We start from the raw sequence: 18,437 nt of genomic DNA, 5'->3' as shown, positions 1-18,437 counted from the left end.
GCCGTAAATCACTTGCGAAAGTCCGCTCAACCAGCGGTGCGACTCAGCGCCGCTCCATGTTCCAAGAGAACTCGGCGCGGGGGCACTTCGCGATGACTAGTCCATCCCAGACCGCGGTTTCCAAGACCGACACCCCAGGACTTGGGCCCGACGGACTGAGCAAGGGAAAGGACCGCAAGGGCGGCGAATTGGTCGGCCGCTCGCCCGGCCAATTGATGTGGACCCGGTTCAAGCGTGACCGCACCGGCGTCTTCTGCGCCTGCGTCATCCTGGCCTTCCTCCTGATCGCCGCGCTGGCCCCGGTCATCTCGATGCTGTACGGCAAGGATGCGACCACGCTCTACGGCAGCAACGATGCCAACCTGCTGGACGAGTTCGGCTACCCGACGGGGCCCAACGGCGGTATGTCCGGCTCCCATTGGTTCGGCATCGAGCCCCAGCTCGGCCGAGACGTCTTCATGCAGCTGGTCTACGGCATCCGGACGTCCCTGGGCATCTCCGTGGCCGTGACCCTGCTGACCGTGCTGACCGGCACCGTCATCGGCATCACCGCCGGCTATCTCGGCGGCCGCACGGACTTCTGGCTGAGCCGGGTCATCGACTTCCTCCTCGCCTTCCCCAGCCAGCTCACGTTCGTGGCCTTCATGCCCGTCGTCGTGGCGCTCTTCGTGCCGCCGGGCGAGGAGACACCGACGTACGTACGCGTCCTCTCGCTGATCATCGTGCAGTGGGCCCTGGGCTGGATGGGACTGTCCCGGCTGCTGCGCGGCCAGGTCCTCTCCCTGCGGGAGCGGGAGTTCGTCGAGGCGGCACGCATCACCGGCGCGTCCCAGTGGCGGATCATCCGCAAGGAACTGCTGCCCAACGTGGTGACCCCGATCCTGGTACAGAGCACCTACATGCTGCCGCTCTTCGTGACCGCCGAGGCCGGCCTGTCCTACCTGGGCGTCGGCATCATGGAACCGACCCCCGACTGGGGCCGCATGTTCCAGAACGCCGCGCGGTACTACGAGAACGACCCGACCTACCTGCTCTTCCCGGGCGCGGCCATGGTCATCTTCGTGCTCTGCTTCAACCTGCTCGGAGACTCCGTACGGGACGCCTTCGACCCCAAATCCGGGCGCTGATCGCCCACTTGCCGGGGGAAGGCTGCCACCCCCGCTCCAGGTTCCGCCGATAGCGCCAGGCAGCGCCGATTCCAACCGACAGGCAGGTGCATCGTCCTCATGAATGCCTTTTCTACGCGCAGAGCTCGCGCGGTGGTGGTGGCTCTCGCGGCCGGGTCGCTCGCGCTGACCGGCTGCACCAGCGGCTCCAGCACCAACAATGACAAGGCCCAGACCGACAAGGACGCCGCTGCGCAGGCGAAGGCCGTACCGCTGGGCACCGCCAAGGATTCCACCGGCCCCGCGCCCGAGGTCAAGGGCGCCAGGAAGGGCGGCACCATCCGGGTCTACCAGCGGGACAGCTACAACCACCTGGACCCGGCGCAGATGTACGTCAGCGACCAGCGCGACCTGGCCAAGCTGATCTTCCGCGGGCTGACCACCTACAAGCAGGACGACGACGGCAAGACGACGCTGGTCGGCGACCTGGCCACCGACTCGGGCACGACGACCGACAAGGGCAAGACCTGGAAGTACACGCTCAAGGACAACATCAAGTTCGCCGACGGCAAGCCGATCACCTCGGCCGACATGCGGCATTCCATCGAGCGTATGTATGCCAAGTTCATCACGGACGGGCCGATGTACGTCCAGCAGTGGCTGTCGGGTGAGGGCACCACGTACCGCAAGGCGCTGCCGGACGGCCCGTACAAGGGCAAGCACCTGCCGGACAGCGTCCTGGAGACGCCGAACGACAAAACGATTATCTTCCACTTCAAGCAGCCCCAGCCGCAGCTGCCGTACGCGCTGGCGATGGCCGGCCACAGCGTGGTGCCCGACAGCAAGAAGGACACCAAGGACAAGTACGACGTCGACCCGGTGTGCTCGGGCCCGTACATGATCGCGGACTTCAAGTCGGGCAAGTCCATGAAGCTCAAGCGGAACCCGTACTGGGACCCCAAGACGGACTCGGCGCGCCATCAGTACGTGGACGGCTTCAACATCACCTTCAACCACCAGGCGTCGGACTCCACCAAGCGTCTGATCTCCGACCAGGGTGAGGCCAAGAACGCGGTCAGCTTCACCAACTCGGTCGAGCCCACGCTCACCCGCCAGGCGCTGGACGACAAGAGCGCGAGCAAGCGCCTGGTGCAGGGCTACCAGCCCTACGTCTGGCAGATGAACATGAACATGGACCGCATCAAGGACAAGAAGATCCGGGATGCGATCACCTACGCGTTGCCCAACGGCCAGATCGTCCGCATCAACGGCGGCAGCTACGGCGGTGAGATCGCCGGCGGTCTGCTCGCGCCGACGGTCGCGGGGTACAAGAAGGGCTACGACCCCTACGGCAAGCTGAAGCACCCCAACGGTGAGCCGGAGAAGGCGAAGAAGCTGCTCAAGGAAGCCGGCAAGGTGGGCATGAAGCTCGTCTACGCCTACTCCAACACCGAGATCCGCCAGAAGGAAGCCGTCGCCATCGAGACCGCGCTGAACGAGGCCGGCTTCGACGTGCAGAAGAAGGAGGTCGACGCGGCCTCCTGGTACCAGCAGATGGGCAAGGTCGACAACGGCTTCGACATCTACATGACCGGCTGGGGCCAGGACTGGGCCGACGCCTCCACCGTGATCCCGCCGTCCTACGACGGCAGCACCATCCAGGACGGCTCGTCGAACTACTCGCACATCCGTGACCAGCACGTCACCGACGAGGTCAAGCGCATCTCGCAGATCACCGACCCGGCGAAGGCCGCCGACGAGTGGCAGAAGCTCCACTTCTACATCGTGGAGAAGGTCAACCCCGCCGCGCCGGTCTTCTACACCAAGATGCTCCAGCTCTACGGCTCCAACATCGGTGGTGCCCGCTACAACACCGACATCAACTACCTGGACCCGACCACGCTGTACCTCAAGAAGTAAGCGACCGGCAGGAAGGCGAAGCCGGGGAGCGCGCGCACGGCGGAGCGCGCGCCCCCGGTGCCTTCCGGTCCCGCCCCCTCACCCACTGCCGCCGCCGTCCTGAGAGCAGCGAACTGCCATGCTTCCTTTTCTCTTCCGCCGGACGCTCGGCGCCCTCGTCATCCTCTTCCTCCTCACCACCTTCACGTTCTTCGTCTTCTTCGCCGCGGGTGACCCGGCACAGATGTCCTGCGGCAAGAACTGCACCGCGGACAACATCGCCCTGATCCACCAGAACCTCGGGCTCGACAAGCCGATCACCACGCAGTACTGGGACTTCCTCGTCGGCATCTTCACCGGCCGCAACTTCAGCGTCGGGCACTGCCCGGCGCCCTGCTTCGGCTACTCCTTCGCCACCAAGCAGCAGGTGTGGGCGACCCTGCTCGACCGGCTGCCCACCACGGCCTCGCTGGCCATCGGCGGCGCCGTCGTCTTCCTGACCGTGGGCCTGGCCACCGGCCTGCTGGCCGCCTGGAAGCGCGGCACGTTCGTCGACAAGACCTTCACCTCGGTCTCCATGGTGCTGAGCTCGGCGCAGATCTACATCCTCGGCCCGATCGTGATGGGCATCTTCGTCTACAGCGGACTGCTGGAGTCGCCCCGGTACGTCGACTTCACCTCGGGCCCGGCCGCCTGGGGGGCGGGGCTGCTCATTCCCTGGCTGGTGATGGCGACGATCTTCACCGCGCAGTACACGCGTATGTCCCGCTCGACCATGGTCGAGCAGCTCCAGGAGGAACACGTCCGTACCGCCAAGGCCAAGGGGATGTCCGGGCGTTACGTCTTCCTGCGGTACGCCTGGCGGGGCTCGCTCATCCCGATCGTCACCATCCTCGGCATGGACCTCGGTTCGCTGTTCGGCGGGGCCATGATCACGGAGTACACCTTCCAGCTGGCCGGCCTCGGACGGCTCGCGATCACCTCCGTCACCACCCTCGACCTCCCCATGATCCTGGGCGTCCTGATCTTCAGCTCCGCCCTGATCCTGCTGTTCAACATCATCGTGGACGCGACGTACGCCTTCATCGACCCGCGCGTGCGCCTGTCCTAGGAGAGCCTGACGTGACCACACTCACCAAGACCGAGGATGCGGCCGCCCCCACCGGCGCGGACCCCTTCCTCTCCGTCCGCGACCTCTACGTGCGGTTCTCCACCGAGGACGGCATCGTCAAGGCGGTCGACGGCCTCTCCTTCGACCTGGAACGCGGCAAGACGCTCGGCATCGTCGGCGAGTCCGGCTCCGGCAAGTCCGTCACCAACCTGGCCGTCCTGGGCCTGCACAACCCCAGGGCGACGGAGATCAAGGGCGAGATCCTGCTGGAAGGGCAGGAGCTGACCGGGGCCCGGGAGAAGACCCTGGAGAAGCTCCGCGGCAACAAGATGGCCATGATCTTCCAGGACGCGCTCACCGCGCTCTCGCCGTACTACACGGTCGGCCGGCAGATCGCCGAGCCGTTCATGAAGCACACCGGCGCCTCCAAGCGCGAGGGCCGGCAGCGCGCGATCGAGATGCTGGCCAAGGTCGGCATCCCGCAGCCGAACCTGCGGGTGGACGACTACCCGCACCAGTTCTCCGGCGGCATGCGCCAGCGCGCGATGATCGCCATGGCCCTGGTGTGCAACCCGGCGCTGCTCATCGCGGACGAGCCGACCACCGCGCTGGACGTCACCGTCCAGGCGCAGATCCTGGACCTCCTCAAGGACCTTCAGCAGGAGTTCGGCTCGGCCATCATCCTGATCACGCACGACCTCGGCGTCGTCGCGAACACCGCTGACGACCTGCTGGTGATGTACGCCGGCCGGGCCGTGGAACGCGGCACCGTCAAGGAGATCCTCACCGAGCCCCGGCACCCCTACACGTGGGGGCTGCTCAGCTCGATGCCGCGGCTCACCTCCGACGTGACCGAACTGCTGCACCCGATCCCCGGCACGCCGCCGAGCCTGCTCTCCCCGCCGACCGGCTGCCCCTTCCACCCGCGCTGCACCTTCAAGGCCGAGGTGGGCGGCACCCGCTGCGCGGACGAGCGGCCGCCGCTCGCACCCGGGCGCGCCTCCGCCTGCCATTTGACCGCCGAGCAGAAGCAGACCTTCTTCATCGAGCAGATCAAGCCCCGGCTGGGCTAGGGAGCTACCACCATGGCTGAGAACGTCACCCTTCCCGCGCCCCGTGAGACGGCTCCGCCGGAGGGCGAGCCACTGCTCATCGCCGAGCGGCTGACCAAGCACTTCCCGATCCGCGGCGGCTTCCCGTTCAAGCGGACCGTCGGCCACGTACAGGCCGTGGACGGCATCGACCTGACGGTTCACGCGGGCGAGAGCTTCGGGCTGGTCGGCGAGTCGGGGTGCGGCAAGTCCACCACGGGCCGGCTGCTGACCCGCCTCATGGAACCCACCAGCGGGAAGGTCTCGTACCGGGGCCAGGACATCACCCACGCCGCCCGCAAGCAGCTCGCGCCGATCCGTTCCGAGATCCAGATGATCTTCCAGGATCCGTACGCCTCGCTGAACCCGCGGAAGACCGTCGGCACGATCATCGGCGACCCGATGGAGATCAACGGGATCAACCCGCCCGGCGGCCGCGAGAAGAAGGTCCGCGAGCTGCTGGAGACAGTCGGCCTCAACCCGGAGCACTACAACCGCTTCCCGCACGAGTTCTCCGGCGGCCAGCGGCAGCGCATCGGCGTGGCCCGCGCGCTGGCCCTGGAGCCGAAGCTGATCGTCGCCGACGAGCCGGTCTCGGCGCTGGACGTCTCCATCCAGGCCCAGGTCGTCAACCTCCTCCAGGAGCTCCAGCGCGAGCTGGGCATCGCGTTCCTCTTCATCGCCCACGACCTGGCGATCGTGCGCCACTTCAGCCAGCGGGTGGCGGTGATGTACCTGGGCAAGATCGTCGAGGTCGGCGACCGCGACTCCATCTACACCCGGCCGCGCCACCCGTACACCCACGCCCTGCTCTCCGCCGTACCGGAGGCGAAGCTCACCGAGGGCGCGGAGGAGCGCGAGCGCATCCGGCTCGCGGGCGACGTCCCCTCACCGGTCAACCCGCCCTCCGGCTGCCGGTTCCGCACCCGGTGCTGGAAGGCGCAGGAGAAGTGCGCCTCCGAGGAGCCGCCGCTGCTCCAGATCGCGGGGAACGCCGCCGGGCACCTGACGGCGTGCCACTTCCCCGAGGAGCCGACGATCGCGGCCCGGGACGAGGACATCATCCTGGACCCGGCCTTGGCGGCGATCGAGGAGGGGGGCGGGGTCTCGAAGGAGAACTGACCCCACCGCCGCGGTGGTCCGGGGCGTGGCGACCTTTCCGGCCGCGCCGGTTGCTCGCGCAGTTCCCCGCGGCCGGCCACCGGGGCCAGGGGGCACCCCGTCCCCGGGGGGGCACCCCGTCCCCGGGTCGGCCGCCGCCTACTCGCTCGGCACGACGTGGCGCTCCTCCGCGAAGTGGCACGCGGAGGGATGCGCCGGACCCGCGGCCCCGGCGAACCACTCGGGAACGGCAAGGGGCGGAACGACCTCCGCACAGACCTCCCGCGCCTTCCAACACCGCGTGCGGAACCGGCACCCGGACGGCGGATCCGCCGGCGACGGCACGTCCCCCGCGAGCAGGATCCTCCCCCGGCTACCGCCGGGAGGTGCCCCCACGCGGTGCTCCCGCGCCTCCGGGTCCGGTACCGGCACGGCGGACAGCAGCGCCTGGGTGTACGGGTGCGTCGGATGCCCGTAGATCTCGTCCTCCGTACCGGTCTCCACGATCCGGCCCAGATACATCACCGCCACCCGGTCCGAGATGTGCCGCACCACCGACAGGTCGTGCGCGATGAAGACGTAGCTCAGGTCGAACTCGCTCTGCAGACGCTCCAGCAGGTTCACCACCTGCGCCTGGACCGAGACGTCGAGCGCCGAGACCGGCTCGTCCGCGACGATGATCTCGGGCCGCAGCGCCAGCCCCCGGGCGATGCCGATGCGCTGCCGCTGGCCGCCGGAGAACTGGTGCGGATAGCGGTTGACGTACTCCGGGTTCAGCCCGACCACGTCCAGCAACTCCTGCACCTTCTGGCGCCGCGAGCCCTTCGGGGCGACCTCGGGGTGGATGTCGTACGGCTCGCCGATGATGTCGCCGACCGTCATGCGCGGGTTGAGCGAGGTGTAGGGGTCCTGGAAGACCATCTGGATGTTGCGGCGTACGGCCTTCAGGGCCCGCCCCGACAGCTTGGTGATGTCCTCGCCGCGGTAGCGGATCGCCCCGGCGGTCGGCCGCTCCAGGCCGACCAGCATCTTGGCGACGGTGGACTTCCCGCAGCCGGACTCCCCCACGATGCCGAGCGTCTCGCCCTTGCGCAGGTCGAAGGAGACCCCGTCGACCGCCTTGACCGCGCCGACCTGCCGCTTCAGCACGATGCCCTGGGTCAGCGGATAGTGCTTGACCAGATCGCGCACCTCGAGAATGGCCTCAGCGGTCATGCGGGGGCTCCTCGTCTCGCAGGGTCTCCTCCCAGAAATGGCAGGCGCTGGTCCGGCCGGGCGCCACGTCGTACTGCGGCGGCCGGTCCACGGCGCACCTGTCCCGGGCCCGCGGGCAGCGCGGGTGGAAGGGGCAGCCGGGCGGGATGGCGGTCAGGCTCGGCGGCAGGCCCTTGATCGCGTACAGCTCCTGGCCCTTCTGGTCCAGGCGCGGGATCGAGTCGAGCAGGCCGCGGGTGTACGGGTGGGCCGGCGCGCGGTAGAGGTCGTGCACGGGAGCGTGCTCCACGATCCGGCCCGCGTACATCACCGCGATCCGGTCGGCGACGTCCGCGACCACCCCCAGGTCGTGCGTGATCAGGATGAGCCCCATGTCGTACTCCCGCTGGAGGTCGGCCAGCAGGTCCATGACCTGCGCCTGGACCGTGACGTCCAGCGCGGTGGTCGGCTCGTCCGCGATGATCAGGTCCGGCTCCAGGGCCAGCGCCATCGCGATCATGATGCGCTGCCGCATGCCGCCGGAGAACTGGTGCGGATAGTCGCCGACGCGGCTGCGGGCCGCTGGGATCCTCACCCGCTCCATCAGCTCCACCGCCTTGGCGCGTGCGTCCTTCCGCTTCATGCCCTGGTGGACCTCGTACATCTCGCCGAGCTGGGTGCCGACGGAGAGCACCGGGTTCAGCGCCGACAGCGCGTCCTGGAAGATCATCGCCATCCGTGCGCCGCGGATCCGGCGCCGCTCCTCGGGGGCGGCCTGGAGCAGGTCCTGCCCCCGGAAGCGGATCTCGCCGCCGGTGACGAAGCCGGGCGGCGAGTCGAGGATGCCCATGAGGGCCTGCGCGGTGACGGACTTGCCGGAGCCCGACTCGCCCAGTACGGCCAGCGTCTCGCCCGCGTCGACGCGGTAGCTGACGCCGTTGACGGCCCGGGCGACGCCGTCCCGGGTACGGAACTCCACGTACAGGTCGCGCACGTCGAGCAGCGCGGGCGACGCCGCGCCGGCGTCCGGTGCCGGGTCGGGAGTGGTCGCCGTGGCCATCAGCCGTCTCCTCAGCGCAGCTTGGGGTCGAGGGCGTCGCGCACCGCGTCGCCGAGCATGATGAACGCCAGCACCGTGATCGACAGCGCGCCCGCGGGATAGAGCAGCATGTGCGGCGCGTTGCGGATGTAGGTGGAGGCGGTGGAGATGTCGATGCCCCAGGAGACGTTGGGCGGCTTCAGGCCCGCGCCGAGGTAGGACAGCGTGGCCTCCAGGGAGATGTAGGTGCCCAGCGCGATGGTGGCGACGACGATGACGGGGGCGACGGCGTTGGGCGCGATGTGCCGCAGCAGCATCCGGCCGTTGGAGGCGCCGAGCGCCCGCGCGGCCTGGACGTAGTCGTTCTGCTTGGCGGTGACGACGGAGCCGCGGGCGATCCGGGCGATCTGCGGCCAGCCGAGCAGCACGATGAAGCCGACCACCGGCCACACCGTCTTGCTGGTGACGACCGAGAGGAAGACCAGGCCGCCCAGCAGCACGGGGATGCCGAAGAAGATGTCCGCGAGGCGGGAGAGCAGCGCGTCCCACCAGCCGCCGAAGAAGCCGGCCAGGCCGCCGAGGAGGCTGCCGAGGAGCGCGGCCCCTGCGGTGGCGCAGACGCCGACGGTGATGGAGGCACGGGCCCCGTAGACGGTACGGGCGTAGACGTCCCGCCCTTGTGTGTCGAAGCCGAACGGGTGGCCGGGGGCCGAGCCCTCCTGGGCCTTGGCGAGGTCCGCGCGGTACGGGTTGCCGTCGGTGATCAGCGACGGCCAGATCGCGATGACGATCAGGAACAGGATGATCAGCGCGGAGATCAGGAAGACGGGGTTGCGGCGCAGGTCGCGCCAGGCGTCCCCCCACAGGCTGCGGGGCCTGCCGTTCGGCCGGGCGGCGCCCCGGCCGCTTCTCCCGTTGCGGCCGTTGCGGCCGCTCTCCAGGCTCTCGGCCTCGGCCATCGCCAGGGCTGTGGTGCCGCCGTCCCCGTGCGTGACCGCCTCTTTGGGCACGTAAGCGTCAGGCATAGCGGATCCTCGGGTCGAGTACGGCGTACAGCAGGTCGACGACGAGGTTGGCGAAGAGGAAGACCAGCACGAGGACGGTGACGAAGCCGACGACGGTGGGCGAGTTCTGCCGCAGGATGCCCTGGTAGAGCTGGAAGCCGACGCCGTGGATGTTGAAGATCCGCTCGGTGACGATGGCGCCGCCCATCAGCTGGCCGATGTCGGTGCCGATGAAGGTGACCACCGGGATCAGGGAGTTGCGCAGCAGGTGCCGGGTGACGACCCGGCGGCGCGGCAGGCCCTTGGCCACCGCCGTGCGCACATAGTCCGCGCGGGCGTTCTCCGCGAGCGTGGTGCGGGTGAGCCGGGTGACGTACGCGAGCGAGACCAGTGCCAGCACCACGCCGGGCAGCAGCAGCTCGTTCAGGTACGCGTCGGTGGAGACGGTCGGCTTCACCCATTCCCACTTCACACCCAGCAGGAACTGCAGCACGTAGCCGCTGACGAACGTCGGGACGGACACCACGACGAGCGTGAAGACGAGGACCGACGTGTCCAGCGCGCGCCCGCGCCGCAGCCCGCTCAGCACCCCCAGCGTGATGCCGACGACGATCTCGATGACGATGGCGACCAGGGTCAGCCGCAGGGTGACGGGAAAGGCGGTGCCCATCAGTTCGGTGACCGGCTGCCCGTTGAAGGCGGTGCCGAAGTCCCCGCGGAAGATCTGGCCCATGTAGTGCAGGTACTGCTTCCACAGCGGCTGGTCGAGGAGGAGTTCCTGGCGGATCCGTGCGGCGGTGGCGGGGTCGGGGGCGCGGTCGCCGAACATCGCCGCGACCGGGTCCCCGAGCGCGTACACCATGAAGAAGATCAGGAACGTGCTGCCGATGAACACCGGGATCATCTGGAGCAGCCGCCGGATGACATAGCGTCCCATGGGGTCAGCTGCCGACCTTGATCTGCTCGTATACGGGCACGCTGAACTGGTTCAGCCGGACGTCGCTCAGCCGGTCCGTGTATCCCCCGCTGCCGTTCTGGTACCAGAGCGGGATCACCGGCATGTCCTTGGCCAGTACCTTCTGCGCGTCCTGGAACTTCTTCACCGCGGCCTGCCGGTCGGGCTCGGCGTTCGCCTCGTCGACCAGCTTGTCGAACTGCTTGTTGCTGTACTTGCCGTCGTTGGAGGAGGCGCCGGTGTAGTACATCGGCTGCAGGAAGTTCTGGATCAGCGGATAGTCCATCTGCCAGCCGGCCCGGAACGGCCCCTTCATCTTCTTCGCCGTGATCTGGTTCCGGTAATCCGCGAACGTCCCCACCGGATTCCCCACGCACGCCTTGTCGTCCTTCAGCACCTTGTTGACGCTGTTGCAGAGCGCGTCGACCCAGTCCTTGTGCGAGCCGGTGTCGGCGTTGTACGTGACGGTGACCCGGCCGCCGGGCAGCCCGCCGCCCTCCTCGATGAGCTTGCGCGCCGCGGCCGGCCGGTACTCGCAGGCCTTGCCGCACAGGCCCGCCTTGTAGCCGCCGTCCGCCTTGAGCACCGGCGAGGTCCAGTCGGTGGCCGGGGTCCGGGTGTTCTGGAAGATCTGCCGGGTGATCTGCTTGCGGTTGATCGCCATGGACAGCCCCTGCCGCACCTTCGCCATTTTCTCGCCGCCCCATCGGCGGTCGTGCATCGGGAAGGTCAGCGTCTGAATGATTCCGGCGGGCTGATTGATGTACCGGTCGCCGAGATCCGCCTTCGCGTTCTTCAACTGCGCGGCCGGAATGTCGTCGGTGAGGTCGAGGTTGCCGGCCTGCAGGTCGGTGTAGGCGGTGTTGTTGTCGGTGTAGACCCGCAGATCGACGCCGCCGTTCCGCGCCTTGTCGGGCCCCTTGTACCTGCTCCACTTCCGCAGCTTCATGGCCGAGCCCTTGTCGTACGACTCGATCCGGTACGGTCCGTTCCCGACCGGTTTCTTCAGCCAGCCGTCATGGTCCTTGAAGAACGCCTGCGGCAGCGGAGCGAAGGCCGGATACCCCAGCGTCTGCGGCCACGTCGAGAATTTCTGGTTCAGCGCCACGGTGAAGGTGGTGTCATTCTTGACCTTCAGCCCGGACAGTGTCTTGGCGCCGGCCTTCCCGCTCTCGGGATGGACCTTCTCGTACCCCTCGATGTACCCGAAGAAGTATGCGTTCTTCTGGTTGTTGTCGATATGAGCCCCGTAATTCCACGCGTCCACGAACGACCGCGCCGTGACCGGTTCACCGTTGCTGAACTTCCACCCCTTCTTGATCGTGACCGTGTAGTGCCGCTGATCGTCGGTCTCGATCTTCTGGGCGATCGCGTCCTTGGCCTCGCCGGTCTTCGGGTCGTACCGCTTCAGCCCCCGAAAGATCATGCTGAGGACCTTGCCGCCCTGCACCTCATTGGTATTGGCCGGCTCCAGCGGATTCTGCGGATCCCCCCACGACGAGCTGAGCACCCCCTTGCCGTCCCCGCCACCGCCGCCCCCGCCACCACACGCCGTCACCACGAGAGCGACGGCCACCGTTCCCACCGCCCACTTCGCACGGGTGGCTCCACGCATCCGGTGCCTCCTCCGACCATTACGTACGTAGGCACACATAACAGCCCATGGAAGGCCTCTCCGCACCCGCATCTCCCCCGTACGAGCACGCCACGCCGCACATTCCCCCCGAACGCACGAGGACGGCGCCCGCCGCCGAAAACGACACAGCGCCCGGAAGAGCCGTAGCTCCCCCGGGCGCTGCACCCGAATGGCCCAGTAGGGCGCGGAAGGACCCCCCTGAGGGAGCTACGCCGCCCCCACCACGTCCTTCTCCTCCGCGAAGTGGCAGGCCGAATCGTGGGCCGCCGGGGAGTCGGTGTCCTTGAAGGGGGCCGGGACGGCAAGGAGGGGGGTCTCCTCGGCGCACTTGTCCTGGGCCTTCCAGCAGCGGGTGCGGAAGCGGCAGCCGGAGGGCGGGTTGGCCGGGGAGGGCACGTCGCCGCTGAGGATGATGCGCTCGCGGGCGCCGCTGACCTCCGGGTCGGGGACCGGGACGGCCGAGAGGAGCGCCTGGGTGTACGGGTGCGTGGGGTGCTCGTAGATCTCCTGGTCGGTGCCGATCTCGGCCATCCGCCCGAGGTACATCACGCCGACGCGGTCGGAGATGTGCCGGACGATGGAGAGGTCGTGCGCGATGAAGACGTAGGAGAGGTCGAACTCGTCCTGCAGCCGCTCCATCAGGTTGATGACCTGGGCCTGGACCGAGACGTCGAGCGCGGAGACCGGCTCGTCGCAGATGATGATCTCCGGGTTGAGCGCGAGGCCGCGGGCGATGCCGATGCGCTGGCGCTGGCCGCCGGAGAACTGGTGCGGGTAGCGGTTGACGTACTCGGGGTTGAGGCCGACCACGTCCAGCAGCTCCTGGACCTTGCGGCGGCGGTCGCCCTTCGGGGCCGCCTCGGGATGGATGTCGAAGGGTTCGCCGATGATGTCGCCGACCGTCATCCGCGGGTTCAGCGAGGTGTACGGGTCCTGGAAGACCATCTGGATGTTGCGGCGGACGGTCTTCAGGGCGCGGCCGGAGAGCTTGGAGATGTCCTCGCCCTTGTAGAAGACCTCGCCCGCGGTCGCCCGCTCCAGGTTCATCAGCAGCTTGGCGACGGTCGACTTGCCGCAGCCGGACTCGCCGACGATGCCCAGCGTCTCGCCCCGGTACAGGTCGAAGGAGATGCCGTCGACCGCCTTGACCGCGCCGACCTGCTTCTTGAACAGCACGCCCTGGGTGAGGGGGAAGTGCTTGACCAGGTTGCGGACCTGGAGGATCGGCTCGCGGTCCGCGCTTTTCGTGAGGGACTCAGCCATGGAGCGTCTCCTTCCAGAAGTGGCACGCGCTGCCGCGGCCGTCGGCCACCTTGGCCAGTGCCGGGACGTCCGTACGGCAGACGTCCTGGGCCATGGGGCAGCGCGGGTTGAAGGCGCAGCCGCTGGGGACGTGGAGCAGGTTGGGCGGCAGACCCTTGATCGCGTACAGCTCCTGGCCCTTCTGGTCCAGGCGCGGGATGGAGTCCAGCAGACCGCGGGTGTACGGGTGCGCGGGGTTCTTGTAGAGCTCGCGCACCGGTGCGTTCTCGACGATCCGGCCCGCGTACATCACCGCGATCTTGTCGGCGACGTCGGCGACCACGCCGAGGTCGTGGGTGATCAGGATCAGTCCCATGTGGTACTCGCGCTGAAGCTCCGCGAGCAGGTCCATGACCTGGGCCTGGACGGTGACGTCGAGGGCCGTGGTGGGCTCGTCGGCGATGATCAGGTCCGGCTCCAGGGCCAGCGCCATCGCGATCATGATGCGCTGGCGCATGCCGCCGGAGAACTGGTGGGGGTAGTCCCCGACCCGGTTCTTCGCCGCCGGGATCTTGACCTTGTCCATCAGCTCGATGGCCTTGGCCTTCGCGTCCTTCTTGGACAGGCCCTGGTGGACGCGGAACATCTCGCCGAGCTGGTACCCGACGGAGAGCACCGGGTTCAGCGAGGACAGCGCGTCCTGGAAGATCATGGCGATCTTCGCGCCGCGTACCCGGCGGCGCTGCTCGACGGTCATCTTCAGCATGTCCTCGCCGCGGAAGAGGATCTCGCCCTGCGGGATCTTCGCCGGCGGCATGTCGAGGATGCCCATGATCGCCTGAGCGGTGACGGACTTGCCGGAGCCGGACTCGCCCAGCACGGCCAGCGTCTCGCCCGCGCTCACGCTGTAGTTCACGCCGTTCACGGCCTTCACGACGCCGTCCCGGGTGTGGAACTCGACGTGCAGGTCACGGACCTGGAGCAGCGGCGAACCGGCCGCTTCCGGCGTCCGCGGCGCGGAAACAGCCGCGGTCTTCTCGGTGGTGGTCACGTACGCCTCCCTCAGCGCAGCTTGGGGTCGAGGGCGTCGCGCACCGCGTCGCCGAGGAGGATGAACGCCAGCACCGTCAGGCTCAGGAACGTCGACGGAACGAGCAGGACGTGCGGGGCGTCGCGCAGCACGTCCTTGGCCGAAGCGATGTCCACGCCCCACGAGATGGCCGGCGGCTGGAGGCCGATGCCCAGGTAGGACAGGGTGGCCTCGGTGGAGATGTAGCCGGCCAGCGCGATGGTCGCGACGACGATGACGGGGCCGATGGCGTTCGGCAGGATGTGCTTCAGCAGGATGCGGCCGTTGCCGGCGCCGAGGGCCCGCGCGGCGGTCACGAAGTCCGCCTGCTTCTGCGTGATGACCGCACCGCGCATGACGCGGGCGATCTGCATCCAGCCGAAGACCGTGAGGCCGAGTACGACGGTCCACACCGTGCGGTGCGTGAACGCCTGCAGCAGGACGAGCGCGCCGAGCAGCAGCGGGATGCCGAAGAAGATGTCGGTCAGGCGGGAGAGCAGGGCATCCCACCAGCCGCCGAAGTAGCCGGCGATCATGCCGAGGAACCCACCGAGCACGGTCACCGCGAAGGTGACGCAGATGCCGATGATGACCGAGGCCCGGGCTCCGTAGACGGTACGGGCCCAGACGCTCTGGCCCTGCTTGTTGTAGCCGAACCAGTCCTCCTGGAAGAGGTGCGTCCACTGCGGGTCACCGAGGTAGTGGTTCCGCAGGTCGGCGTGGCCGGGGTCGGCGCCCGTGAACAGGAACGGGAACGCCGCCATGAGGATGAGGACCACCAGCAGGATGCCGGCCGTCCAGAACATGGGGCGGGCGCGCAGCTCGCGCCAGGCGTCCTGGCCGAGGCTGCGGGGCTTGTTGACGCCGCCCATGGAAGCGAGTTCGGAGGCCGCGGCGACGCTGGGTGCCGAGACGTCCACACCGCTGCCGGTCTGGCCGGGGCCCGCGCCCGCGACGCTGCTGGGGGTCACTGTCGTCTTGTCAGGCATAGCGGATCCTCGGGTCCAGAACGGCGTAGAGCAGGTCGACGACCAGGCTGGCGACGAGGTAGACGAGGACGAGCACCGTGACGATGCCGACCACGGTCGGGCCCTCACTGGTCTGGATGGCCCGGTAGAGGGTGTTGCCCACGCCCTGGACGTTGAAGATGCCCTCGGTCACGATCGCACCGCCCATGAGCATGCCGAGGTCGGTGCCGAGGAACGTGATCACGGGGATGAGGGAGTTGCGCATCAGGTGCACGCCGATGCGCCGACGGGTCGGCAGGCCCTTGGCCAGGGCCGTGCGCATGTAGTCGGCGCGCAGGTTCTCCGCGACGGTGGTACGGGTGAGGCGGGTGACGTACGCCAGCGACAGGGCGCCGAGCACGACGGCCGGTACGGCCAGCTGCCCCAGGTTCATGGAGTCCTGGACGGTCGGGGTGATCACTCCCCACTTGAAGCCCAGGAAGAACTGCGCGAGGAAGCCGAGCACGAACACCGGGATGGAGATGACGACGAGCGTCAGGACCAGGACGAGCTGGTCGATGAACTTGCCGCGCTTGAGCCCCGTGAGCATGCCGAGCGCGATGCCGAGGACGACCTCGATGCCGAAGGCGAAGAGGGCCAGGCGGATCGTGACGGGGAAGGCGTCGGCCATCAGGTCGGCCACGGGGCGGCCGGTGAAGCTCTGCCCGAAGTCGCCCTGGAGCAGGCCCGTCAGGTAGTTCCAGTACTGCACCAGCAGGGGCTGGTCCAGCCCGTACTCGTGCCGCAGTCTGGCGACGGTGGCCGGGTCGGCGGCCTTGTCGCCGAAGAGTGCCGCGATGGGATCGCCCGGCAGCGAATACACCATCAGGAAAATGAGCAGCGTGGTCCCGATGAAGACCGGGATCATCTGGAGCAGTCGCCGCGCGACGTAGCGCCCCATGGTTCCTCCTGTCGCTGACCGGCCCGGCGGCCGCCCCACCCGGGGGTAGGGGCGGGGCGGCTACCGGGCCTGTGTCACATGCAGCGTCCCGGTTACTTCTTGACCTCGACGTCGGTCCAGATCGCCTGGCGGAAGGTGTCGAACTTGACGTTCTGCACCTTGTCCGAGTAGCCGCCCAGCGTGTGGTCGAAGAAGAGCGGGATGGACGGCATCTGCTCCGTCAGCCTCTTCTGGGCCTGCGCGTAGAGCTCGTTGGACTCGCCGACGGTCTTGGCCTTGTCGGCCTTGTCCATCAGCTCGTCCATCTTCTTGTCGGAGAAGCCCATGTCGTTGGCGCCGGCGCCGGTGCGGTACTGCTCACCGAAGAAGTTGGCGATGTTCGGGAAGTCCTGGACCCAGGCCATCCGGAAGCCGCTGCTCATCTTCTTGCTGGTGATCTCGTTACGCACCTGCTGGAAGGTCGGCTTCGGCTCGGCGGCACACTTCACGCCGGTGTTCTGCTGGATGTCGTTGCAGACCGCCTCGGCCCAGTCCCGGTGACCGCCGTCGTTGTTGAAGGTGATGGTCATCTTGTTGCCGGGGACGCCACCGCCTTCCTTGATGAGCTTCTTCGCCTTCTTGGGGTCGAACTTGCAGTACTCCCCGCAGGCGTCCTTCTTGTAGCCCTCGACGACCGTCGGCACCCAGCCGTCCGCCGCGTCGTAGGCGTCCTTCAGGACCGTCTTGACGATGGTGTCGCGGTCGATGGCCATGGACAGGCCCTGGCGGACCTTGGCCTTCTCCGGCTTGCCCCACTCCTTGTCGTACATGGGGAAGGCGATGGTGGTGATGCCGCCGTACGGCTCGTTCACCGCGCGGTCGCCCAGGTCCGTCTGGAACTTGCTGGTCGCCGAGTTCGGGACCTTGTACATGATGTCCAGCTTGCCCGAGACCAGGTCGTTGTAGGCGCTGTCATCCGTGTTGTAGAACTTGAAGTCGATGCCGCCGTTCTTGGGCTTGTCCACACCCTTGTAGCCGGCGTACTTCTTGACCTTGAACCGGACCTTGTGCTCCCAGTTCCCGTCCTGCTGGTACGGGCCGTTGCCGATCGGGTTCTCGCCGAACTTCTTGGGGTCCTTGAAGAACGCCTTGGGCAGCGGGTAGAACGCGTCGTAGAAGAGGCGCTGCTTGAACGTGGAGACCGGGCGCGAGAGCTCGATGGTGAACTCGTGGTCGTTGACGACCTTCAGACCGGACATCTTGTCGGTCTTCGGGTCGCCCTTCTCCGGGTGGACGTCCTCGTAGCCCTTGATGGCCTCGAACCACGAGGAGTTCAGCTGCGCGTTCTTGGCGTTGGCACCCCAGTTCCACGCGTCCACGTAGGAGGCGGCGGTCACCGGCTCGCCGTTGTGGAACTTCCAGCCGTCCTTCAGCTTCACCGTGAAGTGCTGGTTGTCCTTGGACTCGATGCTCTCGGCGTTCTGCAGGCGCAGCTTGCCGTTGCCGTCGTAGTCGACCAGACCGCGGAAGAGGTTGGCGAGGAGGTAGTGGCCGCCGACCTCATTGGTGTTGGTCGGGACGAGCGGGTGCTGCGGCTCGGTGTTGTAGTAGGTGTACGTGCCGCTGGGGTCGACAGCCGCCTTGCTGTCGCTCCCGCCGCCACCCCCACAGGCAGTGGCGGTCATCGCCACGACTATCGCTCCTGCGACCCAAGTGGCGCTTTTGACACCGCGCATGGGACTGCCTCCTCATGAGTCCATTCTTGACATGGAAAGGAGCTGATCTCGTACTGACACCCCTGACAGTCCGTGACCAGCCCCCGACGCTCGCGAGTCGACGCCTTGAACGGCACGTGACCCATTGACCCGAGCTCAATGGCCCCATCCTGGGTCAGTTTCCGCTGAGAAACCACGAGTTGCTGGTTACTTTTTGGTCACATCCGGGAGGGTGGCGCCCGAAATACGGACAAACCAATCAATACAGAAAGCAACGAAAGGGACACAAGACTCGCCGGATCGTCGCCGCACTTCCCGTTAATCGGACGCACACCTCGACACCGGGCGGTTATCACTCGCGCACCGTCGGTAGCAGCGGCATTTCCCT

The 18,437-nt window shown here is 67.7% G+C and carries 15 protein-coding genes; 5 read left to right on the top strand and 10 right to left on the bottom strand.

The features are described 5' to 3' along the window. Positions 1–92: 92 nt before the first annotated feature. The 5 genes from IF20_RS25525 (at position 93) to IF20_RS25505 (ending at position 6,329) form a co-directional block, all read left to right on the top strand. Positions 93–1,127 carry an ABC transporter permease gene (locus tag IF20_RS25525; RefSeq protein WP_110944557.1) on the top strand — a complete coding sequence of 345 codons (1,035 nt, stop codon included), beginning with the start codon at positions 93–95 and terminating at the stop codon, positions 1,125–1,127. A 99-nt stretch (positions 1,128–1,226) separates the two neighbouring features. After that, positions 1,227–3,026 carry an ABC transporter substrate-binding protein gene (locus tag IF20_RS25520; RefSeq protein ID WP_052867674.1) on the top strand — a complete coding sequence of 600 codons (1,800 nt, stop codon included), beginning with the start codon at positions 1,227–1,229 and terminating at the stop codon, positions 3,024–3,026. Between the two features lie 118 nt (positions 3,027–3,144). Continuing rightward, positions 3,145–4,116 carry an ABC transporter permease gene (locus tag IF20_RS25515; RefSeq protein WP_052867673.1) on the top strand — a complete coding sequence of 324 codons (972 nt, stop codon included), beginning with the start codon at positions 3,145–3,147 and terminating at the stop codon, positions 4,114–4,116. 11 nt (positions 4,117–4,127) lie between these two features. After that, on the top strand, positions 4,128–5,189 hold the full coding sequence (locus tag IF20_RS25510; RefSeq protein ID WP_052867672.1) for an ABC transporter ATP-binding protein: 1,062 nt from the start codon (positions 4,128–4,130) through the stop codon (positions 5,187–5,189). A gap of 12 nt (positions 5,190–5,201) precedes the next feature. Further along, the gene (locus IF20_RS25505; RefSeq protein ID WP_052867671.1) at positions 5,202–6,329 is read left to right on the top strand and encodes an ABC transporter ATP-binding protein; all 1,128 of its coding nucleotides are present in this window, start codon (positions 5,202–5,204) and stop codon (positions 6,327–6,329) included. A gap of 138 nt (positions 6,330–6,467) precedes the next feature. Here the strand turns inward: IF20_RS25505 and IF20_RS25500 are convergent, their stop codons facing one another. From IF20_RS25500 to IF20_RS25455, 10 genes are all read right to left on the bottom strand, one after another. After that, positions 6,468–7,523, bottom strand: coding sequence for an ABC transporter ATP-binding protein (locus IF20_RS25500; protein WP_110944538.1), 1,056 nt, complete (start codon positions 7,521–7,523; stop codon positions 6,468–6,470). Further along, entirely contained in the window at positions 7,513–8,562 is a 1,050-nt protein-coding gene (locus IF20_RS25495) for an ABC transporter ATP-binding protein (RefSeq protein ID WP_052867669.1), read from the bottom strand. The genes IF20_RS25500 and IF20_RS25495 overlap by 11 nt, the downstream gene beginning before the upstream one ends. A gap of 11 nt (positions 8,563–8,573) precedes the next feature. Beyond that, the gene (locus IF20_RS25490; RefSeq protein WP_052867668.1) at positions 8,574–9,566 is read right to left on the bottom strand and encodes an ABC transporter permease; all 993 of its coding nucleotides are present in this window, start codon (positions 9,564–9,566) and stop codon (positions 8,574–8,576) included. Further along, complete coding sequence (locus IF20_RS25485; protein WP_052867667.1) at positions 9,559–10,482, bottom strand: ABC transporter permease; 924 nt, start codon at positions 10,480–10,482, stop codon at positions 9,559–9,561. The genes IF20_RS25490 and IF20_RS25485 overlap by 8 nt, the downstream gene beginning before the upstream one ends. A gap of 4 nt (positions 10,483–10,486) precedes the next feature. Continuing rightward, positions 10,487–12,115 carry a peptide ABC transporter substrate-binding protein gene (locus IF20_RS25480; RefSeq protein ID WP_052867666.1) on the bottom strand — a complete coding sequence of 543 codons (1,629 nt, stop codon included), beginning with the start codon at positions 12,113–12,115 and terminating at the stop codon, positions 10,487–10,489. A 228-nt stretch (positions 12,116–12,343) separates the two neighbouring features. Continuing rightward, the gene (locus tag IF20_RS25475) at positions 12,344–13,399 is read right to left on the bottom strand and encodes an ABC transporter ATP-binding protein (protein ID WP_052867665.1); all 1,056 of its coding nucleotides are present in this window, start codon (positions 13,397–13,399) and stop codon (positions 12,344–12,346) included. Next, entirely contained in the window at positions 13,392–14,429 is a 1,038-nt protein-coding gene (locus IF20_RS25470; RefSeq protein ID WP_052867664.1) for an ABC transporter ATP-binding protein, read from the bottom strand. Before IF20_RS25470 ends, IF20_RS25475 begins: the two co-directional genes overlap by 8 nt. 11 nt (positions 14,430–14,440) lie before the next feature. After that, positions 14,441–15,436, bottom strand: coding sequence for an ABC transporter permease (locus tag IF20_RS25465; protein WP_052867663.1), 996 nt, complete (start codon positions 15,434–15,436; stop codon positions 14,441–14,443). Further along, positions 15,429–16,355 carry an ABC transporter permease gene (locus IF20_RS25460; protein ID WP_052867662.1) on the bottom strand — a complete coding sequence of 309 codons (927 nt, stop codon included), beginning with the start codon at positions 16,353–16,355 and terminating at the stop codon, positions 15,429–15,431. The genes IF20_RS25465 and IF20_RS25460 overlap by 8 nt, the downstream gene beginning before the upstream one ends. 92 nt (positions 16,356–16,447) lie before the next feature. Continuing rightward, the gene (locus IF20_RS25455; protein ID WP_052867661.1) at positions 16,448–18,070 is read right to left on the bottom strand and encodes a peptide ABC transporter substrate-binding protein; all 1,623 of its coding nucleotides are present in this window, start codon (positions 18,068–18,070) and stop codon (positions 16,448–16,450) included. Between the last annotated feature and the right edge of the window lie 367 nt (positions 18,071–18,437).

This window comes from Streptomyces niger (assembly GCF_000718305.1).
Classification (GTDB): Bacteria; Actinomycetota; Actinomycetes; order Streptomycetales; family Streptomycetaceae; genus Streptomyces; species Streptomyces niger.
Note: the sequence above shows the minus strand (reverse complement) of the source record. Positions and strands in the feature narration are given on the sequence as shown.

Bases quoted from the DNA above. Each gene is read 5' to 3' on its own strand.
- IF20_RS25520 (WP_052867674.1), top strand. From the start codon at position 1,227: ATGAATGCCTTTTCTACGCGCAGAGCTCGCGCGGTGGTGGTGGCTCTC.
- IF20_RS25500 (WP_110944538.1), bottom strand. From the start codon at position 7,523: ATGACCGCTGAGGCCATTCTCGAGGTGCGCGATCTGGTCAAGCACTAT.
- IF20_RS25465 (WP_052867663.1), bottom strand. From the start codon at position 15,436: ATGCCTGACAAGACGACAGTGACCCCCAGCAGCGTCGCGGGCGCGGGC.
- IF20_RS25475 (WP_052867665.1), bottom strand. From the start codon at position 13,399: ATGGCTGAGTCCCTCACGAAAAGCGCGGACCGCGAGCCGATCCTCCAG.
- IF20_RS25460 (WP_052867662.1), bottom strand. From the start codon at position 16,355: ATGGGGCGCTACGTCGCGCGGCGACTGCTCCAGATGATCCCGGTCTTC.
- IF20_RS25505 (WP_052867671.1), top strand. From the start codon at position 5,202: ATGGCTGAGAACGTCACCCTTCCCGCGCCCCGTGAGACGGCTCCGCCG.
- IF20_RS25515 (WP_052867673.1), top strand. From the start codon at position 3,145: ATGCTTCCTTTTCTCTTCCGCCGGACGCTCGGCGCCCTCGTCATCCTC.
- IF20_RS25490 (WP_052867668.1), bottom strand. From the start codon at position 9,566: ATGCCTGACGCTTACGTGCCCAAAGAGGCGGTCACGCACGGGGACGGC.
- IF20_RS25495 (WP_052867669.1), bottom strand. From the start codon at position 8,562: ATGGCCACGGCGACCACTCCCGACCCGGCACCGGACGCCGGCGCGGCG.
- IF20_RS25525 (WP_110944557.1), top strand. From the start codon at position 93: ATGACTAGTCCATCCCAGACCGCGGTTTCCAAGACCGACACCCCAGGA.
- IF20_RS25485 (WP_052867667.1), bottom strand. From the start codon at position 10,482: ATGGGACGCTATGTCATCCGGCGGCTGCTCCAGATGATCCCGGTGTTC.
- IF20_RS25455 (WP_052867661.1), bottom strand. From the start codon at position 18,070: ATGCGCGGTGTCAAAAGCGCCACTTGGGTCGCAGGAGCGATAGTCGTG.
- IF20_RS25480 (WP_052867666.1), bottom strand. From the start codon at position 12,115: ATGCGTGGAGCCACCCGTGCGAAGTGGGCGGTGGGAACGGTGGCCGTC.